Genomic DNA, 22386 nt, shown 5'->3' on the forward strand with positions numbered 1-22386 from the left:
ACCCTGGCTTTCTATATACTGCCGTATCGTTTCAATCGTTGCTCCGCCTGCACTGAGCAGACAGAAGATCTGACTCCAGAATGCATCTTTCATGGTCTAACTCCATTATATTTATCATCCTTTTTCTTATACCGACGGATATGTATTTATGAACTAATTGTTCTTTTTTCAGTATACTACATCAGGGAAGGGAGAACAAGTGTTTCTTTTATACTATAGAGATTTTTTTGAGCAGATATGCTCAGATGTGCAATTTATCTCACCACCTGAAGAGGTGGGAGAATTCTTGCTACATTTGTTAAAACAGCAGGGAACTTCAACATATGTATAAAAATGTAATTACAAAGACAGCCTGTAAAATATACAAAAAAGAGAAAAATAATCGATCAAACTTTGTGAGAAAATCAAGTTTCTCGAGAAACCTATTGATTTTCGATAAATCTGGAATATACTAATTTTAGATAAAAGTAGTGATATAGGTATAAAATATATCAAAATGCTAGATGACTTTAATGAAGACAGAGAAAAATTGCATTTTGATATAAAACAAGAAAAACGCTGCTATTTATGCAAGCATAAAGCTATGTTAAAATAGATTTCAGAAAAAAGAAACCAGAGAATAAGTATTGGAGAACCCGGATGGCCATATCAGTTAAATGGGTGATATCCGACTTATCAAATAAAAGGAAAAGGAAGGAGCATTACAAGATGCGCAACAGAAGTAAATGGATCCTCTGTATGGGACTTGCTTTTACCATGGCAGCTTCCGTTACATTGAGCGGATGCGGCACAGGTAAAAAGGACAGCGGAAAGACAGAGATCGAACTTGTGCAGTATAAACCGGAAGCAGTCAAGGCATTTGAAAAGCTGGAAGAAAAATTCAATGCCACTCATGATGATATCCATCTTACCATCGAATCCCCAAACGATGCTATGACTGTGTTGAAGACAAGATTTATCCGTGAGGACAATCCGGATATCATCGGAATCGGAGGCGATGTTAACTTTTCCAATTTTATTGATTCTGATATGCTGATGGATATTTCCGATTATCAGGGACTGGATTCGATCAAAGATGCATATAAAGAAATTGATAAAGCGCTGGAATTCGTTCCGGAAGACGGAGTCTATGCGGTTCCTTACGTGGCCAATGCCGCCGGGATCCTTTACAATCGTGAGCTTTTCAAGGAGCATGGCTGGCAGATCCCGACTACATGGGATGAATTTATGAGCCTTTGCCAGAAAATCCAGGATGCAGGTATCCAGCCGCTTTATTTCGGATTTAAAGATACTTGGACCTGTCTTGCACCGTGGAATTCTATTTCGGTGGATCTTGCACCATCTGATGTATGCCATCAGGTAAACCAAGGAAAAACTACTTTTGAAAAAGAGTATAAGGAAGTAGCAGACCGTATGCTGGAGCTTATCCAGTATGGACCGGATGATCCCTTTGCCTATGATTACAATGGAGCCTGCACCGCTTTTGCAAAAGGGGAAGCTGCCATGTATCCCATCGGAAGCTATGCGATCCCGCAGATCCAGAGTGTAAACCCGGATATGGATATTGATTCTTTTGTGACACCGGCAAGCAATGATCCGTCAGAAAACAAACTGAATTCCGGAGTTGACCTTCAGTTCTGTGTGATGAATGACTGTGAGAATAAGGAAGCTGCCTATGAAGTGCTGGATTTTCTCCTTGAGGATGAAAATGTACAGACATATCTGGATGACCAGAAGGCAGTTCCATGCAAAGAGGGTGATTTCACACTTCCCGCTACTCTGGATGGTATGAAGGAATACATAGAAGAGGGAAGGATGGCCGACTACCAGGATCATTATTATCCTACAGAGATGGCTGTGGATGCACAGATACAGACCTTCCTGATGAAAAAGGATAAAGATGCATTCCTGAAAAAATTTGATACAGACTGGACAAGATATAACCGTGACATTATCCGTAAAGTACAGGACTATGAGGAGAAGAACGGGGAAGGAGAGAACTGATCATGGGAAAAAAATCTATGAGTGGAAGAAAGCTGACCTTTCTTCTGATCACCATTCCGATCGTGGCATTATTTTTCTGCTTTAACACACTGCCTCTGATCAAGGGTGTGATCTACAGCTTTACAAACTTTAAAGGCTATGGAAGCTATGACTGGGTAGGGCTTCGAAACTATAAGGATCTTTTTACAGACAGCCGTGTTGGCGGTTCCTATCTGTTTACCTTTAAGCTGGCCATCGTGGCAACTATCGTAACGAATGTACTCAGCCTGATCCTGGCACTTGGACTGAACAGCAAGATCCGTTTCAAGAGTGCACTGCGTGGAGCTTATTTTATTCCTAATGTACTTGGCGCACTGGTCGTAGGATATATTTTCAATTATTTCTTTACATATATCCTGCCTGCATTCGGAAAGATGGTCGGAAATAAAACATTGTCTTCCAGCATGCTTTCCAGTACGAGCCTTGCATGGGTAGCCATCGTGATCGTGTGTGCATGGCAGTCCATTGCAATGAATACGATCATCTATATTTCCGGGCTTCAGACAGTGCCGGAGGATGTATACGAGGCAGGAGCTATTGATGGTGCTACCGGATTCAGTAAGTTCCGTTACCTGACATTCCCACTGATCGTTCCGTTTTTCAGTATCAACATGGTTCTCTGTGTGAAAAACTTCCTGATGGTATTTGATCAGATCATGGCTTTGACAAAAGGTGGTCCTGCACAGAGTACAGAATCCATTTCCTATCTGATCTATAACAATGGTATGAGTGGCGGTCAGTTTGGATTCCAGAGTGCCAATGCGGTTATATTCTTTATTGTGATCGTGATCATTTCTGCAATGCAGTTGACTATCACAGGGAAAAAGGAGGAGCAGCTGTAATGAAAACGAAAGTAAGGGAAAAAGCGAACTGGCCGGTAACGATCCTTCTGATCCTTGGCCTTATCACAGTGGTATTTCCGCTTTATATGACAATTGTGATCGCATTCAAGCAGCCGACAGAGATGACCAACAGTGTAGCCGGGATCCTGTCTCTGCCGCAGAAATTCAGTCTTGCCAATTTCAGGGAAGCTATGGAGGTAACAGACTTCTGGCATTCTCTTGGAAACAGTGTATTGATCACTGTGATCACAGTGGTTCTTGCTATTGTAATTCATTCACTTTTAGGTTATGCTATAGCCAGAAACAAGAGAAGTAAATTTTATAAATTTATCTATCTCTATGTAGTGAGCGGTATGTTTGTTCCGTTTGCTATCCTGATGATGCCGCTTGTAAAGCAGACTGCTGAGATGGGGCTTGATAACAAAGTCGGTGTGATCATTCTTTATACGGTATTTTATATGCCTATGAACGTGCTTCTTTATTCCGGATATCTGACAAACATTCCGATGGCCCTTGAGGAGGCCGCCTGTGTGGATGGAGCCAGCACCTGGAAAACATACTGGAAGATCATCTTTCCGATCATGAAGCCGATGCATGCCACAGTGGCAGTTCTGACAGCGCTTGGAACTTGGAATGATGTTATGACTCCGCTGGTTATCATGTCCGGATCTACAGGTGGAACCACATTGCCTCTGGCACAGCTGAATTTCCAGACTCAGTTCGGAACAAACTATAACCTTGCGTTTGCCTCTTATCTGCTGGCACTGCTTCCGATCCTTCTGTTTTATCTGATCTGCCAGAAGCACATTTTAAATGGTGTTGTAAACGGTGCCGTAAAATAAAAACACAAGAAAAAGGAGGATTCACATATGGGAATCATCTACTGCGAGAAAGACAGAACGTTTACCCTGCAGACAAAAGAAACTACATATCAGATGCAGGTGGATCAGTACGGATTTCTTCTTCATCTCTATTATGGTAAAAAGGCAGAAGGCTGCATGGATTATCTTCTGACTTACTATGACAGAGGATTTTCCGGAAATCCCTATGATGCGGGAACAGACAGAACCTATTCCATGGACTCTCTTCCACAGGAGCTTTCCTGCTACGGAAACGGAGATTTCCGCAGTGCATCACTGATGCTGGAAAACGGTGACGGAAGCATGAGCTGTGATATGCGTTACAAGAACTATACTATCCGTGACGGTAAATACAGCCTTCCGGGGCTTCCGGCTGTTTATGCGGAGAACGATGAGGCACAGACTCTGGAGATCGTACTGGAGGATCCGGCTACCGGCGTGGAGGCCATGCTTCTTTACGGTGTACTTCCGGAACTGGATATCATTACGAGAAGCGTCTATGTCCGTAATCAGAGCAGTGAGAAGATCTATGTGAATAAGGTGATGTCCGCAGAACTGGATTTTCTTTACGGAGATTATGACCTGCTTACTTTTTACGGAAGACATGCCATGGAACGGAATCTGCAGAGGGTTCCGGTAGCACACGGAAGTCAGATGATCGGCAGTGTCCGTGGTACATCCAGCCATCAGTATAATCCGATGATGATCCTGGCAGAAAAGGACACTACAGAGGATCATGGAGGTTGCTATGCTATGTCCTTTGTATACAGTGGAAATTTCCAGGGTGAGGTTCTGAAGGATCAGTACAATCAGACAAGAATGCTCCTTGGTGTACAGGAGGAGTGCTTCCGGTATCCGCTGGAAGCCGGGGAGACCTTCTATGCGCCTGAGGTGATCTTAAGCTACACAGATCAGGGAATGAACCGTCTTTCCCAGAATCTGCACAGCTGCATCCGTCACCATATCTGCCGCGGCAAATATAAAACAGCGATTCGTCCGGTACTGGTAAACAGCTGGGAGGCAGCATATTTTGATTTTACAGGGGAGACTTTATATAATCTGGCAAAAGAGGCAAAGAGCCTTGGTATCGATATGCTGGTTCTGGATGACGGTTGGTTTGGAAAACGTGACGATGACAACAGTGGTCTTGGGGACTGGTATGTTAATGAGAAGAAGCTTGGAGAGACTCTCGGCGGACTGGTAAAAAGAGTCAATGACCTCGGAGTGAAATTCGGTATCTGGGTCGAGCCGGAGATGATCTCTGAGGACAGTGATCTTTACCGCGAGCATCCGGACTGGGCACTTACGATTCCGGGAAGAAAACCAGTGAGGTCCAGAAATCAGCTGGTACTTGATTTTTCCAGAAAAGAAGTTGTAGATGGAATCTTCGGACAGATCAGTGCGGTATTGGATAATGCCAATATTGAGTACGTTAAATGGGACATGAATCGAAGCCTGATGGATGTATTTTCCGTAATGACCAAGGATCAGGGACGTGTAATGTATGATTATGTCCTGGGATTGTACGATTTTCTGGACCGTATGGTGAACCGTTATCCGGATCTTCTGATCGAGGGCTGCAGCGGCGGTGGCGGAAGATTTGACGCAGGCATGCTGTATTACACACCGCAGATCTGGTGCAGCGACAACTCTGATGCTGTTGACAGGCTTCGAATCCAGTATGGCACTTCCTTCGGATATCCGGTATCGGCCATGGGAGCACATGTGTCTGCAGTGCCGAACCATCAGACAGGAAGGATCACTCCGTTACATACCAGAGGTGTGGTTGCCATGTCCGGAACCTTCGGCTACGAGCTGGATCTTCTGAAGCTGACTGAGGAAGAAAAAGACGAGGTCCGCAGCCAGATCGGGGAATTCCGTAAGTATGCGCCACTGATCCAGAACGGACGATACTATCGCCTGACAGATCCGTTTAAGAGTGAGATCTGTGCATGGGAGATCGTTGGAAATTCTCAGGAAGAAGTTCTGCTCAATGTTGTCATGGAGGAGATCCATGGAAACATGACTGTGAATTATGTGCAGCTTCGCGGACTTGATGAGAGTGCTCTGTATAAGGAACAGGCTACCGGCAGGATCTATTCCGGAGCTGCTCTGATGCATGGTGGAATGCCGCTTCCAGCAGAGTTTGGGGAGTACAGAGCTTATCAGTATCATTTTGTGCGAGAATAAAACAGAGCCTTTTTAATCTGTGAAATAAAGATAAAATAAAAGATCCGCCGGATCGAACAGTTCTCTGATAACTGTCTGATCGGCGGATTTTTTGATCGTTTGTGATGAAATATTATGTATTCTGAGAATTATAAGATCAGTGGACGGTAATCTGATAGCTTTTAATAAACTCTTCATCCGGTTTCAGAACGTTGATATTATTTTTTTCAGAGAGCGATTTTTCAAAACCACAGTCATCACAGCGTCCCATCCACGGCTCCAGGCATACAAAGGGAGCACCGGGTACGGACCAGATACCGAAATTCGGGAAGCCCTCACTGGTAAGTGTCAGATATGGAGTTCCGTCCGGGAAGAGGATACCGGCCTTTTGGATCTGGCCGTTATCAAAAACAAGAGCGTCTTTATCAAACATATGAGGAGCAATGGAACAGGTTCCGTTTTCAAGGGAAAGTGTATGTGGCTCGTCAGCAATGACTGTTCCTGCAGACGTATCGATGAGGAGATAGGTAAGAACGTCCAGGCCTTCAAAAGCAAGACGGTAATCGCTCTGGGATTCTCCTTCACGTACCGGAACACGGAATGCCGGATGGCCGCCGATGGTAAAATACATAGTTTCAGAATCATTATTAACTACTTCCCAGCATACGTCCAGGTCATGCTCCTTCAGAGTGTAGGTGATCTTCAGAGCGAAAGCAAACGGATAAACCTTCAGGGTTTCTTCGGAGGACTTAAGGACAAAGGAAAGGGAAGTATCGGTAATATCCGTGCAGATAAAATCGCTGTCCCTTGCAAAGCCGTGCTGTCTGGAAGGATATTCCTTTCCGTTCAGACGCCAGATATCTTTGTAGTTACGTCCCACGTTGGGAAAAAGTACAGGCGCATGGCGTTTCCAGTAAGCCGGATCTGCCTGCCAGAGGATCTCCCTGTCATTAGTCTTGTCATAGATTCCGGTGAGTTCAGCACCGTGGTCGGAAACGGAAATCTTAAGAAAGCTGTTTTCAATCGTTCGTGTCATGATAAACCTCCTGTATGACAGCATTCGGGTAATATTACCCCGGAATTGCTGCATGTTTTTTTCTATTTTAGCACATTTTACAGACGATAACGAGAAAAATACGATCCATGGAAAAAATAACTGGAAAATCTGTCAGATTTACCAAGAGAAATTGCTGTTTTTTGGAAGAATAACCTTGACTAATGAAGGAGAAATCTATACAATAATTATGTGCGTAGAAAACATACATTTTTATGTTTTAAAGAACAATAATTAGGAGGAAAATGTAAAATGGCAAAATGGGTTTACATGTTTACAGAAGGTAATGCTACTATGAGAAATCTTCTGGGCGGCAAAGGTGCCAACCTTGCTGAGATGACAAACCTCGGTCTTCCTGTACCGCAGGGCTTCACAATCACAACAGAGGCCTGCACACAGTACTACGAGGATGGCAGATCCATCAATGATGAGATCATGGCTCAGATCATGGAAGCAATTACCAAGATGGAAGGAGTTACCGGTAAGAAATTCGGTGACAAAGAAAATCCTCTGCTTGTATCCGTTCGTTCTGGTGCGAGAGCATCTATGCCTGGTATGATGGACACAATCCTCAACCTTGGTTTAAATGAAGAAGTTGTTAACACTCTTGCTGAGAAATCCGGCAATGAGCGTTGGGCTTGGGACTGCTACAGAAGATTCATCCAGATGTATTCTGACGTAGTTATGGAAGTTGGTAAGAAATACTTCGAGGAGCTCATCGATGAGATGAAGACTAAGAGAGGTGTTAAGCAGGACGTTGAGCTTACAGCTGCTGACCTGCATGAGCTTGCTGACCAGTTCAAAGCTGAGTATAAATCCAAAATCGGTTCTGATTTCCCAACTGATCCGAAGGAGCAGCTGGTTGGTGCGATCAAAGCCGTATTCCGTTCCTGGGACAACCCACGTGCGAACGTATATCGTCGTGACAATGATATCCCATATTCCTGGGGTACAGCTGTTAACGTACAGATGATGGCATTCGGTAACATGGGTGATGACTGTGGTACAGGTGTTGCCTTCACACGTGACCCTGCTACAGGTGCTAACGGCCTGTTCGGTGAGTTCCTTACTAATGCACAGGGCGAGGACGTAGTTGCCGGTGTTCGTACACCAATGCACATCTCCGAGATGGAGCAGAAGTTCCCGGAAGCATTCGTACAGTTCAAACAGGTTTGCGAGACTCTGGAGAAACACTACAGAGATATGCAGGATATGGAGTTTACTGTAGAGCATGGTAAACTGTATATGCTTCAGACACGTAATGGTAAGAGAACTGCACAGGCTGCTCTTAAGATCGCTTGTGACCTCGTTGATGAGGGAATGAGAACAGAGGAAGAGGCTGTTGCAATGATCGATCCTCGTAACCTTGATACCCTGCTTCATCCGCAGTTCGATGCAGCTGCTCTGAAAGCTGCTACACCGATGGGCAAAGGTCTTGGAGCTTCTCCAGGAGCTGCTTGCGGTAAGATCGTATTCTCTGCAGAGGACGCTGTTGAGTGGGCTGCAAGAGGAGAGAAAGTTGTTCTTGTTCGTCTTGAGACATCCCCAGAGGATATCACAGGTATGAAGGCTGCTCAGGGTATCCTGACAGTTCGTGGTGGTATGACATCTCACGCAGCCGTTGTTGCTCGTGGTATGGGATCCTGCTGTGTATCCGGATGTGGCGACATCGCTATGGATGAGGAGAACAAGAAATTCACACTTGCTGGTAAAGAGTTCCATGAGGGAGATGCAATCTCCATCGATGGTACAACAGGTAACATCTATGACGGACTTATCCCGACTGTAGATGCTAAGATCGCTGGTGAGTTCGGACGTATCATGGGATGGGCTGACAAGTACAGAACAATGAAAGTTCGTACAAACGCTGATACTCCTGCTGATGCTAAGAAAGCTCGTGAGCTTGGTGCAGAGGGAATCGGTCTTTGCCGTACAGAGCATATGTTCTTCGAGGGCAACAGAATCGACGCATTCCGTGAGATGATCTGCTCTGAGACAGTAGAGGAGAGAGAAGCAGCACTTGCTAAGATCCTTCCGGAGCAGCAGGGAGACTTCGAGAAACTCTATGAGGCACTTGAAGGAAATCCTGTAACCATCCGTTTCCTTGATCCGCCACTTCATGAGTTCGTTCCTACAGAGGAAGAGGACATCAAGAAACTGGCTGACGCTCAGGGCAAGACTGTAGAGCAGATCAAGACAATCATCGCTTCCCTTCACGAGTTCAACCCGATGATGGGACATCGTGGATGCCGTCTTGCTGTTACTTACCCAGAGATCGCTAAGATGCAGACAAGCGCTGTTATCCGTGCAGCTATCAACGTTAAGAAGAATCATCCGGATTGGAACATCAAACCGGAGATCATGATTCCGCTTGTTGGTGACATTAAAGAGCTTAAATATGTTAAGAAATTCGTTGTAGAGACAGCAGACGCTGAGATCAAAGCAGCTGGTTCTGACCTTGAGTACGAGGTTGGTACTATGATCGAGATCCCGAGAGCAGCTCTTACAGCTGATGATATCGCTAAAGAGGCTGACTTCTTCTGCTTCGGTACAAACGACCTTACACAGATGACATACGGATTCTCCCGTGATGACGCTGGTAAGTTCCTTAACGCATACTATGATGCTAAGATCTTCGAGAACGATCCATTCGCTAAGCTTGACCAGACAGGTGTCGGCAAACTTATGAAGATGGCTATCGAGCTTGGAAAACCGGTTAACCCGAAACTTCACGTAGGTATCTGCGGTGAGCACGGCGGAGATCCGTCTTCCGTAGAGTTCTGCAACGAGATCGGACTTGACTATGTATCCTGCTCACCGTTCCGTGTACCGATCGCTCGTCTTGCAGCAGCACAGGCAGCAATCGCTAAGAAGAACGCATAAGTAAGAATACATTTCAGGCTGAAATTTCAGTCTGAGCATATATAAAACTTCTGGCAGTCTGTAGAAATACAGATTGTCAGGAGTTTTTTTCTTTATGATATTTTTTGAAGTATTCCGACGGTTTACGAAAAATAGGATTCATGGTATCATGAAAGAAACAGGGCAGAGAATGCCAGAGGATAAGGAGAATTTTATGAACCAGGAATCACAGACACCACATAAGAGGCGGGTACGATATAAAGGAAAATATCCGAAGAAATTTGAGGAGAAATATAAAGAGCTTCAGCCTGAGAAATATAAAGATACCATTGAACATGTGATCAGCAAGGGGAATACACCGGCTGGAATGCATATTTCCATTATGGTGAAAGAGATCATTGATTTTCTGGAGATTAAGCCGGGGCAGGTTGGATTTGATGCTACACTTGGTTACGGTGGGCATACAAAGGCCATGCTGGAATGCCTGAAAGGTCAGGGACACATGTACGCTACGGATGTGGACCCGGAAGAATCTGCCAAGACAAGGAAACGTCTGGCAGAACAGGGATTCGGAGAAGATATCCTGACAATTAAACTCCAGAATTTCTGTACTATTGATGAGATCGCAGAGGAAGTTGGTGGCTTTGATTTTATCCTGGCGGATCTTGGGGTGTCTTCCATGCAGATCGACAATCCCAAGAGAGGGTTTTCCTTTAAGGTGGATGGTCCTCTGGATTTAAGGCTGAACCAGGAAACCGGGATCAGCGCAGCGGAACGGCTGGATACCATTTCGAGAGAAGAGCTTGCCGGAATGTTGGATGAGAATTCCGATGAGCCGTATTGTGAGGAGATCGCGAAGGCCATCACAGATGAGATCCGAAGAGGAAACCACATAGATACTACTACGAAGCTTCGTGAAGTCATTGAGAAGACATTGTCTTTCCTTCCTGAAAAAGAGAGGAAAGACACGGTGAAAAAAACATGCCAGAGAGTTTTCCAGGCACTGCGTATTGATGTGAACCGGGAATTCGAGGTCCTCTATGATTTTATGGAAAAACTTCCTGGAGCGCTGAAGCCAGGCGGCCGTGTAGCGATCCTTACCTTCCATTCCGGAGAGGACAAGCTGGTAAAGAAAGCCTTAAAGCAGGGCTATAAAGACGGCATCTATTCCGACTATTCAAAAGATGTGATCCGTCCTTCCGCACAGGAATGTGCACAGAATGGCCGCGCCAGATCCACGAAGATGCGCTGGGCTGTGAAGGCCTGAGTGAAGAGTGAAAGAGCAGTTCTGATACAGAAACAGAAAAATCCTGGAATGCGTTGACATCCGGGATTTTTTTTGCTATGTTATATAAGTTTACATATGATAAAGCTGCGGCTTAAACTGAATAGGAGAAAGGATATGGATGTGGAGGAAAAGAAGGACATTTTTGATAAACTGATGCATCTTCCGGTGCTGAATATATTTGAACCTTTTTATAAGAAACATAAGGAAGTTCTGATGTATCTGTTCTTTGGAGGGCTCACATTTTTTCTGAACATTGCGTTGTATGCATGGCTGGATAAGGGGCTGGGTATGAATGCGCTGATCGCCAATGTGATTTGTTGGGTGGTCTGTGTATTGTTCCAGTATTTTACAAACAGAACATGGGTATTCGACGGGCAGGTGGATTCTGCTGCCGGATTTTTAAAGCAGATGGCTTCGTTTTTCGGAGGCCGGCTCTTTACTCTGGTTGTGGAGGAAGCAATCCTTGCGGTATTTATCACCGGGCTTGGATTTAACAGCATGGCAGTGAAGCTTGTCGCTCAGGTGGTTGTGATCGTATTGAATTATGTGATCAGTAAATTAATAGTTTTTAAAAAATAAAAAATATTTATATTTGCAGGAAAGGAGTTGAGCTGAAATTGACAAAGGACAAGACAAATGATATGACTGTAGGGAATCCGGTGAGCCTGATCATCCGGTTTATGATTCCCATGTGCCTTGGAAATATTTTTCAGCAGTTTTATAATATTGCGGATTCCATTGTTGCGGGTCAGTTCCTGGGAGTAGATGCGCTGGCTGCGATCGGAAGCACCGGTTCACTGATGTTTTTTGTTACCGGATGGCTTAACGGACTGAGCAGTGGTTTTGCCATTCTGGTATCCCAGTGGTTCGGGGCGAAGCAATATGATAAGATGCGTCATTACGTAGCTATGTCCATCTGTTTGGCAGCAGCCTTTGCCATTGTGATGACCATTGGCTTTGAGGCTTTGAATGAACCGATCCTACGACTGATGAATTCGCCGGAGGATCTGATGGGATCTGTGAAGGGATATATGGGAATTATTTATGCAGGCCTGATCGTAACAGCGGCATATAATTCACTGGCAGCGTTTCTTCGCGCACTTGGAGATTCAAAATCTCCGCTGTATTTTCTGATCATTTCGGCAGTGATCAATGTGTTCCTGGATATTCTTTTTATTGTAAAAATCGGAATGGGAGTGGAAGGCTGTGCTTATGCTACGGTTATCGCACAGGCAATTTCCGCAGTCTGCTGCCTGATCTATATTATCAAAAAGTTCCCGATTTTGCATCTGAAGAAAGAAAACTTTGAAATTTCTTTTACCAGCTTCCGTTATCTGCTGGCCCTTGGTATTCCCATGGGACTTCAGTTTTCCATCACAGCGATCGGAACCATTATTGTACAGGGTGCTGTAAATATTTACGGTTCTGTATACATGGCAGGATTTTCCGCTGCGGGAAAACTACAGAATATCATTGTAACGGTATTTGTAGCTTTTGGTGCGACGATGGCAACCTTTGTAGGACAGAACCGTGGCGCCGGAAAGATGGACCGTGTAAAAGAAGGAATGAAATATACCCAGATCATGGTCTTGATCTGGAGTGTGATCACTATGATCATAATGTTCTTTTTCGGAAAGTACATGACCTGGTTATTTATTGACAAGTCCCAGACAGATGTTATTAATGTTTCTGTTACTTATTTTCATACTGTATTCTGGGCATATCCGTTCCTTGGAAGTATCTTCCTTTACAGAAACGGCCTTCAGGGACTGGGATATGGCCTGGTTCCCATGCTGGGCGGTGTGTTTGAACTGGTGGCAAGAAGTGCGATCGTTATGTTTGTTGCAGGAAAAACAAGTTTTGCCGGTGTATGTCTGGCGGATCCTGCTGCATGGATCGCGGCACTGATCCCGCTGATTCCGTATTATATTTATGTGATGAAAAAGTGGAGCAGGGGAAAAAAGGAAACTGTTGCCTGAGTGGGCATAATACAGAAAATGAAAAGAATAAATTTAGGCTTGCAATTATGGAAGATACAGTTATAATGATATTATAACTGCGGAAAAAAACCAGGAAACCGGGATTCCGGGTAAGATTACAGATCCAGAAGGGAGAATATAGATCATGGAAATCACAAAGGAAACAACAATGGGTGAGATGCTTGCATACGATGAGAAGATCGCATACATTCTTATGCAGGAAGGAATGCACTGCATCGGCTGTCCGTCTTCTATCGGTGAGTCTCTTGAGGAGGCATGCATGGTACACGGACTTGACGTAAATGTAGTACTGGCAGACATCCATCACTATGAAGAGACCAAGAACCAGAAATAAATAACAGAAACGTACAGATTACGGACCGTAAGGGATAACGACTGTGCATGTTTTTTTGACATGCCGTTGTTATCCCTTATTTTTTTTACACGTTTTATACGGAAAAGCGGAGGAAAACACCATGTATGTAATGATCGACAATTTTGATTCGTTTGTTTATAATCTAAAAGCGTATTTTGAGGAACTGGGGCGTGAGATCCTTGTAAAGCGCTGCGACGAGATCACCCTGGAAGAACTGGAGGAACTGAAGCCGGAAGGAATCATTCTTTCTCCGGGCCCCAAACGCCCCTGGGACGCAGCCCTTTGTGTGGAAACCGTAAACAGATTTCAGGGAAGGGTTCCGATCTTAGGAGTCTGTCTGGGACATCAGGTGTTGGGACACTGCGCAGGTGCGGTGGTAGAAAAGGGAAAACGTCCCATGCATGGAAAGGTGACAGAGATTCGCAACTATGGAACCGGAGTGTTTGCCGGTCTGCCGGAAGAATTTAAAGTGACAAGATACCATTCCCTGATTGTCCGTGGAGAAAGTCTTCCGGAAGAATATCAGGTAGATGCAGTTTCCAAAGACGGGGCAGTGATGGGAATTTCCCACAAAATCCTTCCGTTATACGGGGTACAGTTTCATCCGGAAGCAGTCCTTACGGAATACGGTCATGAGCTTCTTGAGAATTTCTGCAAAATCGCGGAAAGATTTCAGCAGGAGCAGGAAAGGGTAGCTATAGAAAAAACAGCCTGAGCAGAGAAAATACGGGAAATAAATAGGAGCTTGAACATGTACAGAGATCATCGTATCATAAAGAAACTGGACACATATATTCCGGCAGCAGAGATCTTCCGGATCTACGAAAAGGAACTGGGAGCCGCTTTTCTGGATTCTTCCCTTGTTAACGATCTGGGACGGTATTCCGTGATCGGAAGATGTCCGTATCTGAAGCTGGTAAAGGACGGAGAGACCTTTACTATCAATGGAAGACCGGAAACAGAGACAACCTTTGAAGACTATATGCGGGAATATTTGAATACCCATGAGGACAAAAATAACAGCGGACTTCCCATCGTATCCGGAGCAGTAGGGTATTTTTCCTATGATTACGGAAGAAAACAGATGGGAGTACCATCCGGAGAAAAGGAGCTTGTGACCGTTCCGGAGGCAGTTCTGACGTTTTATGACTGTTTTATTGTAGAAGACTGTCAGGAAAAAAGAACTTATCTTGTGTCAAATGGAATCAGTGAAGACGCTGCAGCAGAAATCGGAGCGATGGAAAAAGCAATCCGGGAATTTACAGAGGCGGGGAAAAAGGAAGGATCGGAAACAGGAGAAAAAAAGGAATCCGGAAACAGTATGGTCACGGAAAATTCTCACCGTGAGAAATTCAGGATCCAGGTTCATCCCAATTTTGAAAAAGAAGAATACAAACAGGCAGTAGACCGGATGATCCGGTATATTATAGAGGGTGATATCTATATTGCCAACATGACGCAGCAGCTGACTATTGAAAGCGAAAAACCGCCTCTGGATGTTTTTTATGATCTTCGAAAAAATAATCCGTCTCCTTTCGGCGGATATCTGGATTTCGGAGACTATCAGATCGTCTGTGCCTCTCCGGAACGTTTTCTGAAGATGAAAGACCGTCATGTAAATACTCGTCCTATAAAGGGAACAAGAAAACGTGGCGTAACATCTGAGGAAGATGAAATGCTCCGTCGGGAGCTTCAGGATTCAGGAAAAGATAAGAGTGAACTTCTTATGATCGTAGATCTGGAGCGAAATGATCTGAACCGGGTGTGTACACCGGGAAGCGTGAAGGTAACCGAGCTTTTTACAGTGGAAGCATACGCTACGGTTTTTCATCTGGTATCGGATATTGAAGGAAAACTGGAAGACGGAAAAAATGTTATGGATCTTCTGGAGGCTGCATTCCCCGGCGGTTCTATTACCGGTGCGCCGAAATATCGTGCCATGGAGATCATTGACGAGCTGGAACACGGCAAGCGAAATCTTTATACAGGCTCTATCGGCTATCTGACACTGGACGGAAGCTGCGATTTCAACATCGTGATTCGTACAGCTCTTCATAAAAACGGAAAATATCACCTTGGCGTTGGCGGCGGGATCACAGCAGAGTCAGATCTGGAATTTGAGTACGAGGAAACACTGCAGAAGGCGAAAGCGATCCTGGATGCGCTACAGTAGAGAAACATACAGAACGGTAAAAGTAAAAGGCTCTGTAGAAAGATCAGAGAATCTGACAGGGATACTTCATAAGGAGGGAGGTCAGAGGAGATGAACAACATAACCTTAGACGAATGTTTTCAGTTTGGTCTGGGAGCATTTGAGACCATAGGAATAGAGCAGGGAACCCCCATACTTCTTGAAAAGCATCTGAAAAGACTGGAACGGGCGGCAGATTTCCTGAAGCTGGGTGATCCGACAGTACGGGGGATCACAGCCGGGAAGATTGAAGAGTATCTGAAAGAACAAAAAAAACGTCCGGAGGTGCAAAAAGAATTTGACGGACTGGAACACTGTGCGCTGAAGCTCATGCTCACAAAGGAAAATGCAGTGTATTCTCTTCGTGCCAATCATTATACGCCGGAGAATTATGAAAAAGGCTTTACCATGGATGTCAGCAAGGTGAAACGGAATGAAACATCGCCTCTTGTATATCATAAAACCATGAATTACGGGGACTGTATCCTGGAAAAACGAAATGCAGCAGCTGCAGGAATGGATGAACGGTTGTTTCTGAATACAAAGAAACAGATATCTGAAGGGACAGTAAGCAATGTATTCTTTGTGCGAAAAGGCGTGATCTATACACCAAAAGTCAGCTGCGGACTTCTCCCGGGAATCCTCCGTGAATACCTTTGTGACACGGAAGAGGTGGAAGAAACTTATATCTATGTTCAGGATCTTAAATGGTATCAGGAATGCTTTGTCACCAATTCCCTGATGGGGATCATGCCGGTGCGCCAGATTGAGGGAATCCGATTCGAGGAAGACAAAGTGACGAAGGAGCTGATGGGAAAATATCAGAAGATGGTCAGAGATACTGTGAATAAGAAACAAGTCGGATAAAGGTTATTGCGAAACCATCACATTCCGGAATGAGAAATGTACTTGAAGATGGCGGAAGTATAATCAGGAATTCGAAATGATACATAGAATGATAACGGAATTTGAGAGAATATGACCAAGACAATCAGGGATAAAGGTGCATCAACCTGGAAATACTAGGGATGATGCACTTTTTTGTGCAAACTCAACCAAAAACGGTCATAAATTTTGTGAAGTAGTTTGGTTGACTTTGAACGAATTTGAAAGTATACTAAGTTCAACAAATAAGGAACAACAAAAAGCGGTCAGAAACCCGCAGAAATGCGAATACCCGCTTAACAAATAGGGAGGAGAAAGAAATGATCTGTACCGTTACTTTTAATCCATCTCTGGACTATATCGTTTCCGTAGAAAACTTCAAACTGGGGCTTACCAACCGGACCAGTTCCGAGCTGATGCTTCCGGGCGGAAAAGGAATCAATGTTTCCACAGTGCTGATGAACCTCGGGATTGAGAATACCGCACTTGGTTTTATGGCAGGATTCGTTGGAGATGAAATCGTAAGAAAACTTGAGGAAATGGGAGTAAAATCCGATTTTATCAGGATCCCGGAAGGTGTTTCCAGGATTAATCTGAAACTGAAATCCATTGACGGAACCGAGATCAACGGAATGGGACCGGAGATCAGCGCAGAAAAAGTTCAGGAGCTGATGGAAAAGCTTGACACACTGAAAGAAGGAGATGTGCTTTTCCTGGCAGGAAGCATTCCATCATCCATGCCGGATGACATGTATGAGAAGATCATGGCGAGACTGGACGGGAAAGGTGTGATGATCGTTGTGGATGCAACGAGAGATCTTCTTGTGAATGTACTGAAGTATCATCCGTTCCTGGTGAAGCCCAATAACCATGAGCTTGGAGAAATCTTTGGCGTAGAGCTTAAGACCCGTCAGGATGTGATTCCTTACGGAAAGAAGCTCCAGGAAAAAGGAGCCAGAAATGTGCTGATCTCAATGGCCGGAGAGGGAGCTGTCCTGGTAGCGGAAGATGGTCAGGTATTTGAGAAACCGGCACCGAAAGGAACACTGGTAAACGGCGTAGGAGCCGGAGATTCCATGGTAGCAGGCTTTATGGCAGGCTGGATGGAAAAACAGGATCACGAATATGCATTTCACATGGGAATTTCCGCAGGAAGCGCAAGTGCATTTTCTGAAAATCTTGCCACAAGGGAAGAGATTCAGGCTGTATATGAACAGGTGACAGAGGAGTAAATAAGAAAGGGGAAGAGAAGATGAGAATCACAGATTTGCTTGACAAAAGAAGCATATCACTGGATGCGGCACCGAAGACGAAATCCGAAGCGCTGGACATGGCCGTAGATCTTATGGTAAAAAGCGAAAAGATCAGCGACAGGGAAGCTTATCGGAAACAGGTGTATTTAAGAGAGGAAGAAAGTACGACAGGAATCGGTGAGGGAATCGCCATTCCTCATGGAAAATGTGATGCGGTAAAGAAACCGGGACTTGCTGCCATGGTAGTAAAAAACGGTGTGGAATTTGAGGCACTGGATGATGAGCCGGTTACCCTTCTTTTCCTGATCGCAGCACCGAATACAGAAGATAACATTCATCTGGATGTACTCAGCAAGCTTTCCGTAATGCTGATGGATGATAATTTTACAGAGTCCTTACGCAACGCAGATTCTGTAGATGAATTTATGGAGATCATCGACAAGGCAGATGATGAGAAAAAAGATATTGATGAAAGACTGGCAGATACAGGAAGTTCCGAAGGAGCCCGAGCTAAACTGCTGGCAGTTACCTCCTGCCCCACAGGTATTGCCCACACCTACATGGCAGCAGAGGGACTGGAAAAAGCAGCGAAGGCGAAAGACTGTTTCATTAAAATAGAGACACGAGGCTCCGGCGGAGCAAAAAATGTACTTACGGATCAGGAGATCCGGGAGGCAGACTGCATCATCGTAGCAGCAGATGCCAAGGTTCCTATGGATCGTTTCGATGGAAAGAAAGTCATCGAATGTCAGGTTTCTGATGGAATCAGCAAAGCGGACCAGCTTGTTGAACGTGCGATTTCCGGAGATGTTCCGGTATATCATGCGGCAGCAGGCAGTCAGAGCTCTTCCTCAAATACAAAAGCAGGCGGCGGAGCAGGCCACAAGATCTATATGCAGCTGATGAACGGTGTATCTCACATGCTTCCGTTGGTTGTAGGCGGTGGTATCCTGATCGCTCTTGCGTTCCTGATTGATGGTTTAAGTATAGATTTAAATTCCCTTCCTGCAGACCAGAGAGCAAACTTTGGTACAATCACACCGGCAGCGGCTGTTCTGAAAAGTATTGGTGGCACTGCGTTTGGTTTTATGCTTCCGATCCTGGCAGGATTTATCGCAATGGCCATCGGTGACAGACCGGCACTTGCAGTTGGACTTGTGGGCGGTATGATCGCGGCAAACGGAAAATCCGGTTTCCTTGGAGCTCTTCTTGCAGGCTTCCTTGCAGGATATCTGATCCTCGGACTTCGTAAGGTTTGTGATAAGCTTCCGGAAGCACTGGAAAAAATAGCGCCTGTACTGATCTATCCGGTCGTTGGTGTCCTCCTTATGGGACTTTGTATGACCTTTATTGTAGAGCCGATCATGGGTGGTATCAATACAGGATTAAATAATGCCTTGACAGGTATGGGAAATTCAAGTAAAGTAATTTTAGGGCTGATTCTCGGTGGTATGATGGCCATTGATATGGGTGGTCCGTTCAACAAGGCAGCATATGTATTTGGTACAGCAGCTATTGCGGCAGGAAACTATGACATTATGGCAGCAGTTATGGTAGGAGGTATGACTCCTCCGTGTGCCATCGCACTTGCATCTCTGCTGTTTAAAGACAAATTTACAAAAGAAGAGCGTGAGGCAGGACCGACCAACTTTATTATGGGACTTGCATTTATCACAGAAGGTGCGATTCCTTTTGCGGCATCTGACCCGATCCATGTACTTCCGTCCTGTATCGTTGGTTCCGCAGTAGCCGGAGCGATCTCCATGTTCTTCAACTGTACATTGATGGCACCACACGGTGGAATCTTCGTATTCCCGGTTGTAGGTAATGCACTGATGTATCTGGTCGCATTGGTTGTGGGAACTCTGATCTCAGCTATGCTTCTCGGTGTACTGAAGAAAAAGGTTGCTTAAATTTTTTAAAATTAAAAATAAAAAACCTGGAGGATAAAGAAATGAAAGAATTCAAGTATGTAGTGACAGATAACGAAGGAATCCATGCACGTCCGGCCGGAGAGCTTGTGAAGCTTGTAAAAGGTTTCGAGTCCAAGATCACTATCGAGAAGGATGGCAAGACTGTAGAGTGCAGAAAGCTTCTTGCACTTATGGGACTTGGCGTAAAGAAGGGCCATGAGGTTACCTTTACATTCGATGGTGCAGACGAGGATGCAGCATACGAGGCAGTAAGCAAATTCATGCAGGAGAACCTGTAATCTCAGAATGAGTGAACAGAAGGCATCCCGGTCCGGTGATCGGGATGTTTTTTTTCAAGGAGGAAAAGGAATGCTGACGGAGCAGAGATACGAGATCATACTCGGCCTTCTCAGAGAAAAAAACAGTGTTACGGTAACAGAGCTGAAAGATATCCTGGATGCATCGGAATCTACGGTCCGCAGAGACATCACGGCGCTTTACAAGGCGGGGAGGCTGACCAGGGTTTTTGGCGGTGCGGTAGCGCTGGAACATACTGTCAATGCCTATGAGCCTACCGTAGCCCAGAAAGTTGAGCTGAATATTGAAGAAAAAAAGAAGATCGCAGCCTATGCGGCAGCTCTGATCCGTCCGGAAGATTTTGTGTATCTGGATGCGGGAACGACTACCGGATATATGCTGGAACATCTGGAAGGCTCCGGGGCGACTTTTGTCACCAATGGTGTTTCCCATGCCAAGGCTCTGGCTCAGATGGGAGTTCGTGTATTGCTGATCGGCGGAGAGCTGAAGGGATCTACGGAAGCTGTGATCGGAAGTCAGGCCATGCAGATGCTGAAGAATTATCATTTTACCAAGGGCTTTTTCGGGACCAATGGGATGACTCAGAGAGAAGGTTTTACCACGCCGGAATCCAATGAGGCACTGGTAAAGCGAACAGCCATGGAGCAGTGTCTGGAAAAGTACGTGGTGTCTGACAGCTCCAAATTCGGACAGATCAGTGCGGTGACATTCTTTTCATTTGACGGAGCGGTAATTCTGACGGAAAGCTGTTCCAAAGAATATAAAGATTGCAGAAATATACAGATCGTATCATAGAAAGATCACAAATAAAAAACCGGTTTGGAAGAAAAATTCTTCGTAAACCGGTTTTTTATTCGTTAAGGATCTGTCTCAATCTTCCTTGGAGATCATGGATTCCAGATCTTCCACGGAAATATCTTTTTTGTGCATCAGCTTGAGCAGACGTTTCAGTTCGGTAGCTTCCTTTGCTTTTTGCTCAGCTTTGCGGATCTCATCCAGCTGAGCTGCCAGTGCAGTTTTTTCATCCTCCAGCGCTGCTATCTTTTCGGTGTAGGCAGCAATCTTGGAATCTACTTTGGAAATTTTCTCATTGAGTACTTCTATCTTTGTACGTCTCTGTGCCATATGAAACCTCCTGATAAAAATATTACTTCTTATATACTATACAATAGCATAAATGACGATGAAATACAATTGTGAATTAATGTACGATGTGTTATCATATTACTGTTCACTGGTAATATTCCGCGATGTGTTTTTTGTGAGCGAAGGTCACAGAAAACCCGAGACATACTGCGCGAATTTATGCGATCAGCATAAATTCTGTGCATCGCGAAGCGTGTTACTGAGAACGGGGTGAACAGTAATGTTATCATGGATGTATATAATATTTCAGAAACGCAGGAAAATACTATGAATAAAGATAAGGGCGTATTTATGACTGCCCAGGAAGTAAATAAAGAAATAGAAATTCTAAAGACGGTTTTTGACATTGTAAGACTGGTGGATGTCAGCCGTACAGCTCCGGTAAATATTGGCTCAGATGATTGCTCTTATGAAGCAGAACATAAATGCTTTGCAGTGTGGAATAAAAACAGAAGATGTGAGAACTGTATTTCTGCCAAAGTTTTTGCCCGCAAAAACAGAATGACGAAATTTGAGTTCGTCAATGATGACATTTACCAGGTGATCGCCAAATATGTGGTTATAGACGGGACACCTCTTGTTATGGAAATGGTCTTTAAAATGACGGATAAGATTTTTCTGGGAGCTTACGGAAGCGGGCCTCTGATCGATAAGATCAGCAAATTCAATCGGGAATTATATGAAGATCCGCTGACTGGTGCCAGAAACCGGAGATATTTTGAGGAACAGCTGAAATCCCTGGATAAGATGGGGGCTATAGCTATGATCGACGTGGATAATTTTAAACAGATCAATGACAGCTATGGCCATGTAGCCGGAGATGCGGCGTTGTGCACCATTGTCAGAACGATTTTTGATCATGTGCGGGCAAATGACGTGGTACTGCGTTATGGAGGAGACGAATTTCTTCTGATGTTTGAAGAAATTCCGGAAAAGGTATTTCAGCAGAAGCTGGAAGATATCCGGAAAGAGATCGCAATGGCAGATGTGCCGGAATACAAAGAAATCCGGCTTTCCACGAGCGTGGGAGGTGTATATGGAAACTGTAAGGTCAGAGATGGAGTGGTAGAAGCGGACATGCTTCTCTATCAGGCCAAGCGGCAAAAAAACTGTGTTGTTTACAAGCGGATCTGACGGAAATGGCAGAACAGCCATTGGAGGCAGAATTATGTAACAGACGCAAGAGATATTTCTTTGGCAGGTAAAA

19 protein-coding genes and 1 pseudogene are annotated in these 22386 nt (G+C 44.8%); 17 read left to right on the forward strand and 3 right to left on the reverse strand.

The window, feature by feature from the left end; translation table 11 throughout:
* Positions 1 to 90, reverse strand: a pseudogene (locus MUB50_RS14945) (transposase); the annotation flags it as partial.
* Between the two features lie 618 nt (positions 91 to 708).
* Between MUB50_RS14945 and MUB50_RS14950 the strand changes: the two are divergent.
* Genes MUB50_RS14950 through MUB50_RS14965 form a run of 4 tightly spaced genes read left to right on the forward strand, consistent with a single transcriptional unit; the run spans position 709 to position 5935 of the window.
* A complete protein-coding gene (locus tag MUB50_RS14950; RefSeq protein WP_118626339.1) occupies positions 709 to 2004 on the forward strand; it encodes an ABC transporter substrate-binding protein in 1296 nt (431 codons plus the stop codon).
* A gap of 2 nt (positions 2005 to 2006) precedes the next feature.
* A complete protein-coding gene (locus MUB50_RS14955; RefSeq protein WP_021651005.1) occupies positions 2007 to 2885 on the forward strand; it encodes a carbohydrate ABC transporter permease in 879 nt (292 codons plus the stop codon).
* Complete coding sequence (locus MUB50_RS14960; protein WP_118626343.1) at positions 2885 to 3727, forward strand: carbohydrate ABC transporter permease; 843 nt, start codon at positions 2885 to 2887, stop codon at positions 3725 to 3727. The genes MUB50_RS14955 and MUB50_RS14960 overlap by 1 nt, the downstream gene beginning before the upstream one ends.
* Positions 3728 to 3754: 27 nt before the next feature.
* Positions 3755 to 5935: an alpha-galactosidase gene (locus MUB50_RS14965; RefSeq protein WP_118626345.1), complete on the forward strand. Its 2181-nt coding sequence runs from the start codon at positions 3755 to 3757 to the stop codon at positions 5933 to 5935.
* Positions 5936 to 6071: 136 nt separating this feature from the next.
* On the opposite strand, the gene MUB50_RS14970 is transcribed toward MUB50_RS14965, so the two are convergent.
* Positions 6072 to 6950 (reverse strand): aldose 1-epimerase family protein, encoded by an 879-nt coding sequence (locus MUB50_RS14970; protein ID WP_118513625.1) that lies wholly within the window; start codon positions 6948 to 6950, stop codon positions 6072 to 6074.
* Positions 6951 to 7220: 270 nt separating this feature from the next.
* Between MUB50_RS14970 and ppdK the strand changes: the two genes are divergently transcribed.
* The 12 genes from ppdK (at position 7221) to MUB50_RS15030 (ending at position 20828) form a co-directional block, all read left to right on the forward strand.
* Positions 7221 to 9851 (forward strand): pyruvate, phosphate dikinase, encoded by a 2631-nt coding sequence (ppdK, locus tag MUB50_RS14975; RefSeq protein ID WP_118513621.1) that lies wholly within the window; start codon positions 7221 to 7223, stop codon positions 9849 to 9851.
* Between the two features lie 193 nt (positions 9852 to 10044).
* Positions 10045 to 11097 (forward strand): 16S rRNA (cytosine(1402)-N(4))-methyltransferase RsmH, encoded by a 1053-nt coding sequence (gene rsmH, locus MUB50_RS14980; protein ID WP_118626405.1) that lies wholly within the window; start codon positions 10045 to 10047, stop codon positions 11095 to 11097.
* 135 nt (positions 11098 to 11232) lie between these two features.
* Positions 11233 to 11697, forward strand: a complete 465-nt coding sequence (locus tag MUB50_RS14985; protein WP_244791531.1) for a GtrA family protein — start codon at positions 11233 to 11235, stop codon at positions 11695 to 11697.
* Positions 11698 to 11759: 62 nt separating this feature from the next.
* Positions 11760 to 13097, forward strand: coding sequence for an MATE family efflux transporter (locus tag MUB50_RS14990; protein ID WP_174235855.1), 1338 nt, complete (start codon positions 11760 to 11762; stop codon positions 13095 to 13097).
* Between the two features lie 145 nt (positions 13098 to 13242).
* On the forward strand, positions 13243 to 13452 hold the full coding sequence (locus MUB50_RS14995) for a DUF1858 domain-containing protein (protein ID WP_216417781.1): 210 nt from the start codon (positions 13243 to 13245) through the stop codon (positions 13450 to 13452).
* Positions 13453 to 13573: 121 nt separating this feature from the next.
* The gene (locus MUB50_RS15000) at positions 13574 to 14188 is read left to right on the forward strand and encodes an anthranilate synthase component II (protein WP_118626349.1); all 615 of its coding nucleotides are present in this window, start codon (positions 13574 to 13576) and stop codon (positions 14186 to 14188) included.
* Positions 14189 to 14224: 36 nt separating this feature from the next.
* A complete protein-coding gene (gene pabB / locus MUB50_RS15005) occupies positions 14225 to 15646 on the forward strand; it encodes an aminodeoxychorismate synthase component I (protein ID WP_118626351.1) in 1422 nt (473 codons plus the stop codon).
* Between the two features lie 90 nt (positions 15647 to 15736).
* On the forward strand, positions 15737 to 16531 hold the full coding sequence (locus MUB50_RS15010) for an aminotransferase class IV (protein ID WP_118626353.1): 795 nt from the start codon (positions 15737 to 15739) through the stop codon (positions 16529 to 16531).
* 338 nt (positions 16532 to 16869) lie between these two features.
* Entirely contained in the window at positions 16870 to 17781 is a 912-nt protein-coding gene (pfkB, locus tag MUB50_RS15015) for a 1-phosphofructokinase (protein ID WP_118513609.1), read from the forward strand.
* Positions 17782 to 17801: 20 nt separating this feature from the next.
* Positions 17802 to 19715 (forward strand): PTS fructose transporter subunit IIABC, encoded by a 1914-nt coding sequence (locus MUB50_RS15020; RefSeq protein ID WP_118513607.1) that lies wholly within the window; start codon positions 17802 to 17804, stop codon positions 19713 to 19715.
* A gap of 41 nt (positions 19716 to 19756) precedes the next feature.
* The gene (locus MUB50_RS15025) at positions 19757 to 20014 is read left to right on the forward strand and encodes an HPr family phosphocarrier protein (protein ID WP_015525831.1); all 258 of its coding nucleotides are present in this window, start codon (positions 19757 to 19759) and stop codon (positions 20012 to 20014) included.
* A gap of 70 nt (positions 20015 to 20084) precedes the next feature.
* Positions 20085 to 20828, forward strand: a complete 744-nt coding sequence (locus tag MUB50_RS15030; protein ID WP_244791533.1) for a DeoR/GlpR family DNA-binding transcription regulator — start codon at positions 20085 to 20087, stop codon at positions 20826 to 20828.
* A gap of 75 nt (positions 20829 to 20903) precedes the next feature.
* Here the strand turns inward: MUB50_RS15030 and MUB50_RS15035 are convergent, their stop codons facing one another.
* Positions 20904 to 21158, reverse strand: coding sequence for a hypothetical protein (locus tag MUB50_RS15035; RefSeq protein ID WP_118513605.1), 255 nt, complete (start codon positions 21156 to 21158; stop codon positions 20904 to 20906).
* Between the two features lie 288 nt (positions 21159 to 21446).
* Here MUB50_RS15035 and MUB50_RS15040 point away from each other — a divergent pair, with 288 nt between their 5' ends.
* On the forward strand, positions 21447 to 22313 hold the full coding sequence (locus MUB50_RS15040) for a GGDEF domain-containing protein (RefSeq protein WP_182434034.1): 867 nt from the start codon (positions 21447 to 21449) through the stop codon (positions 22311 to 22313).
* The last annotated feature ends 73 nt before the right edge of the window (positions 22314 to 22386 follow it).

This window comes from Blautia sp. NSJ-140, from assembly GCF_022868965.1.
GTDB lineage: Bacteria > Bacillota > Clostridia > Lachnospirales > Lachnospiraceae > Blautia_A.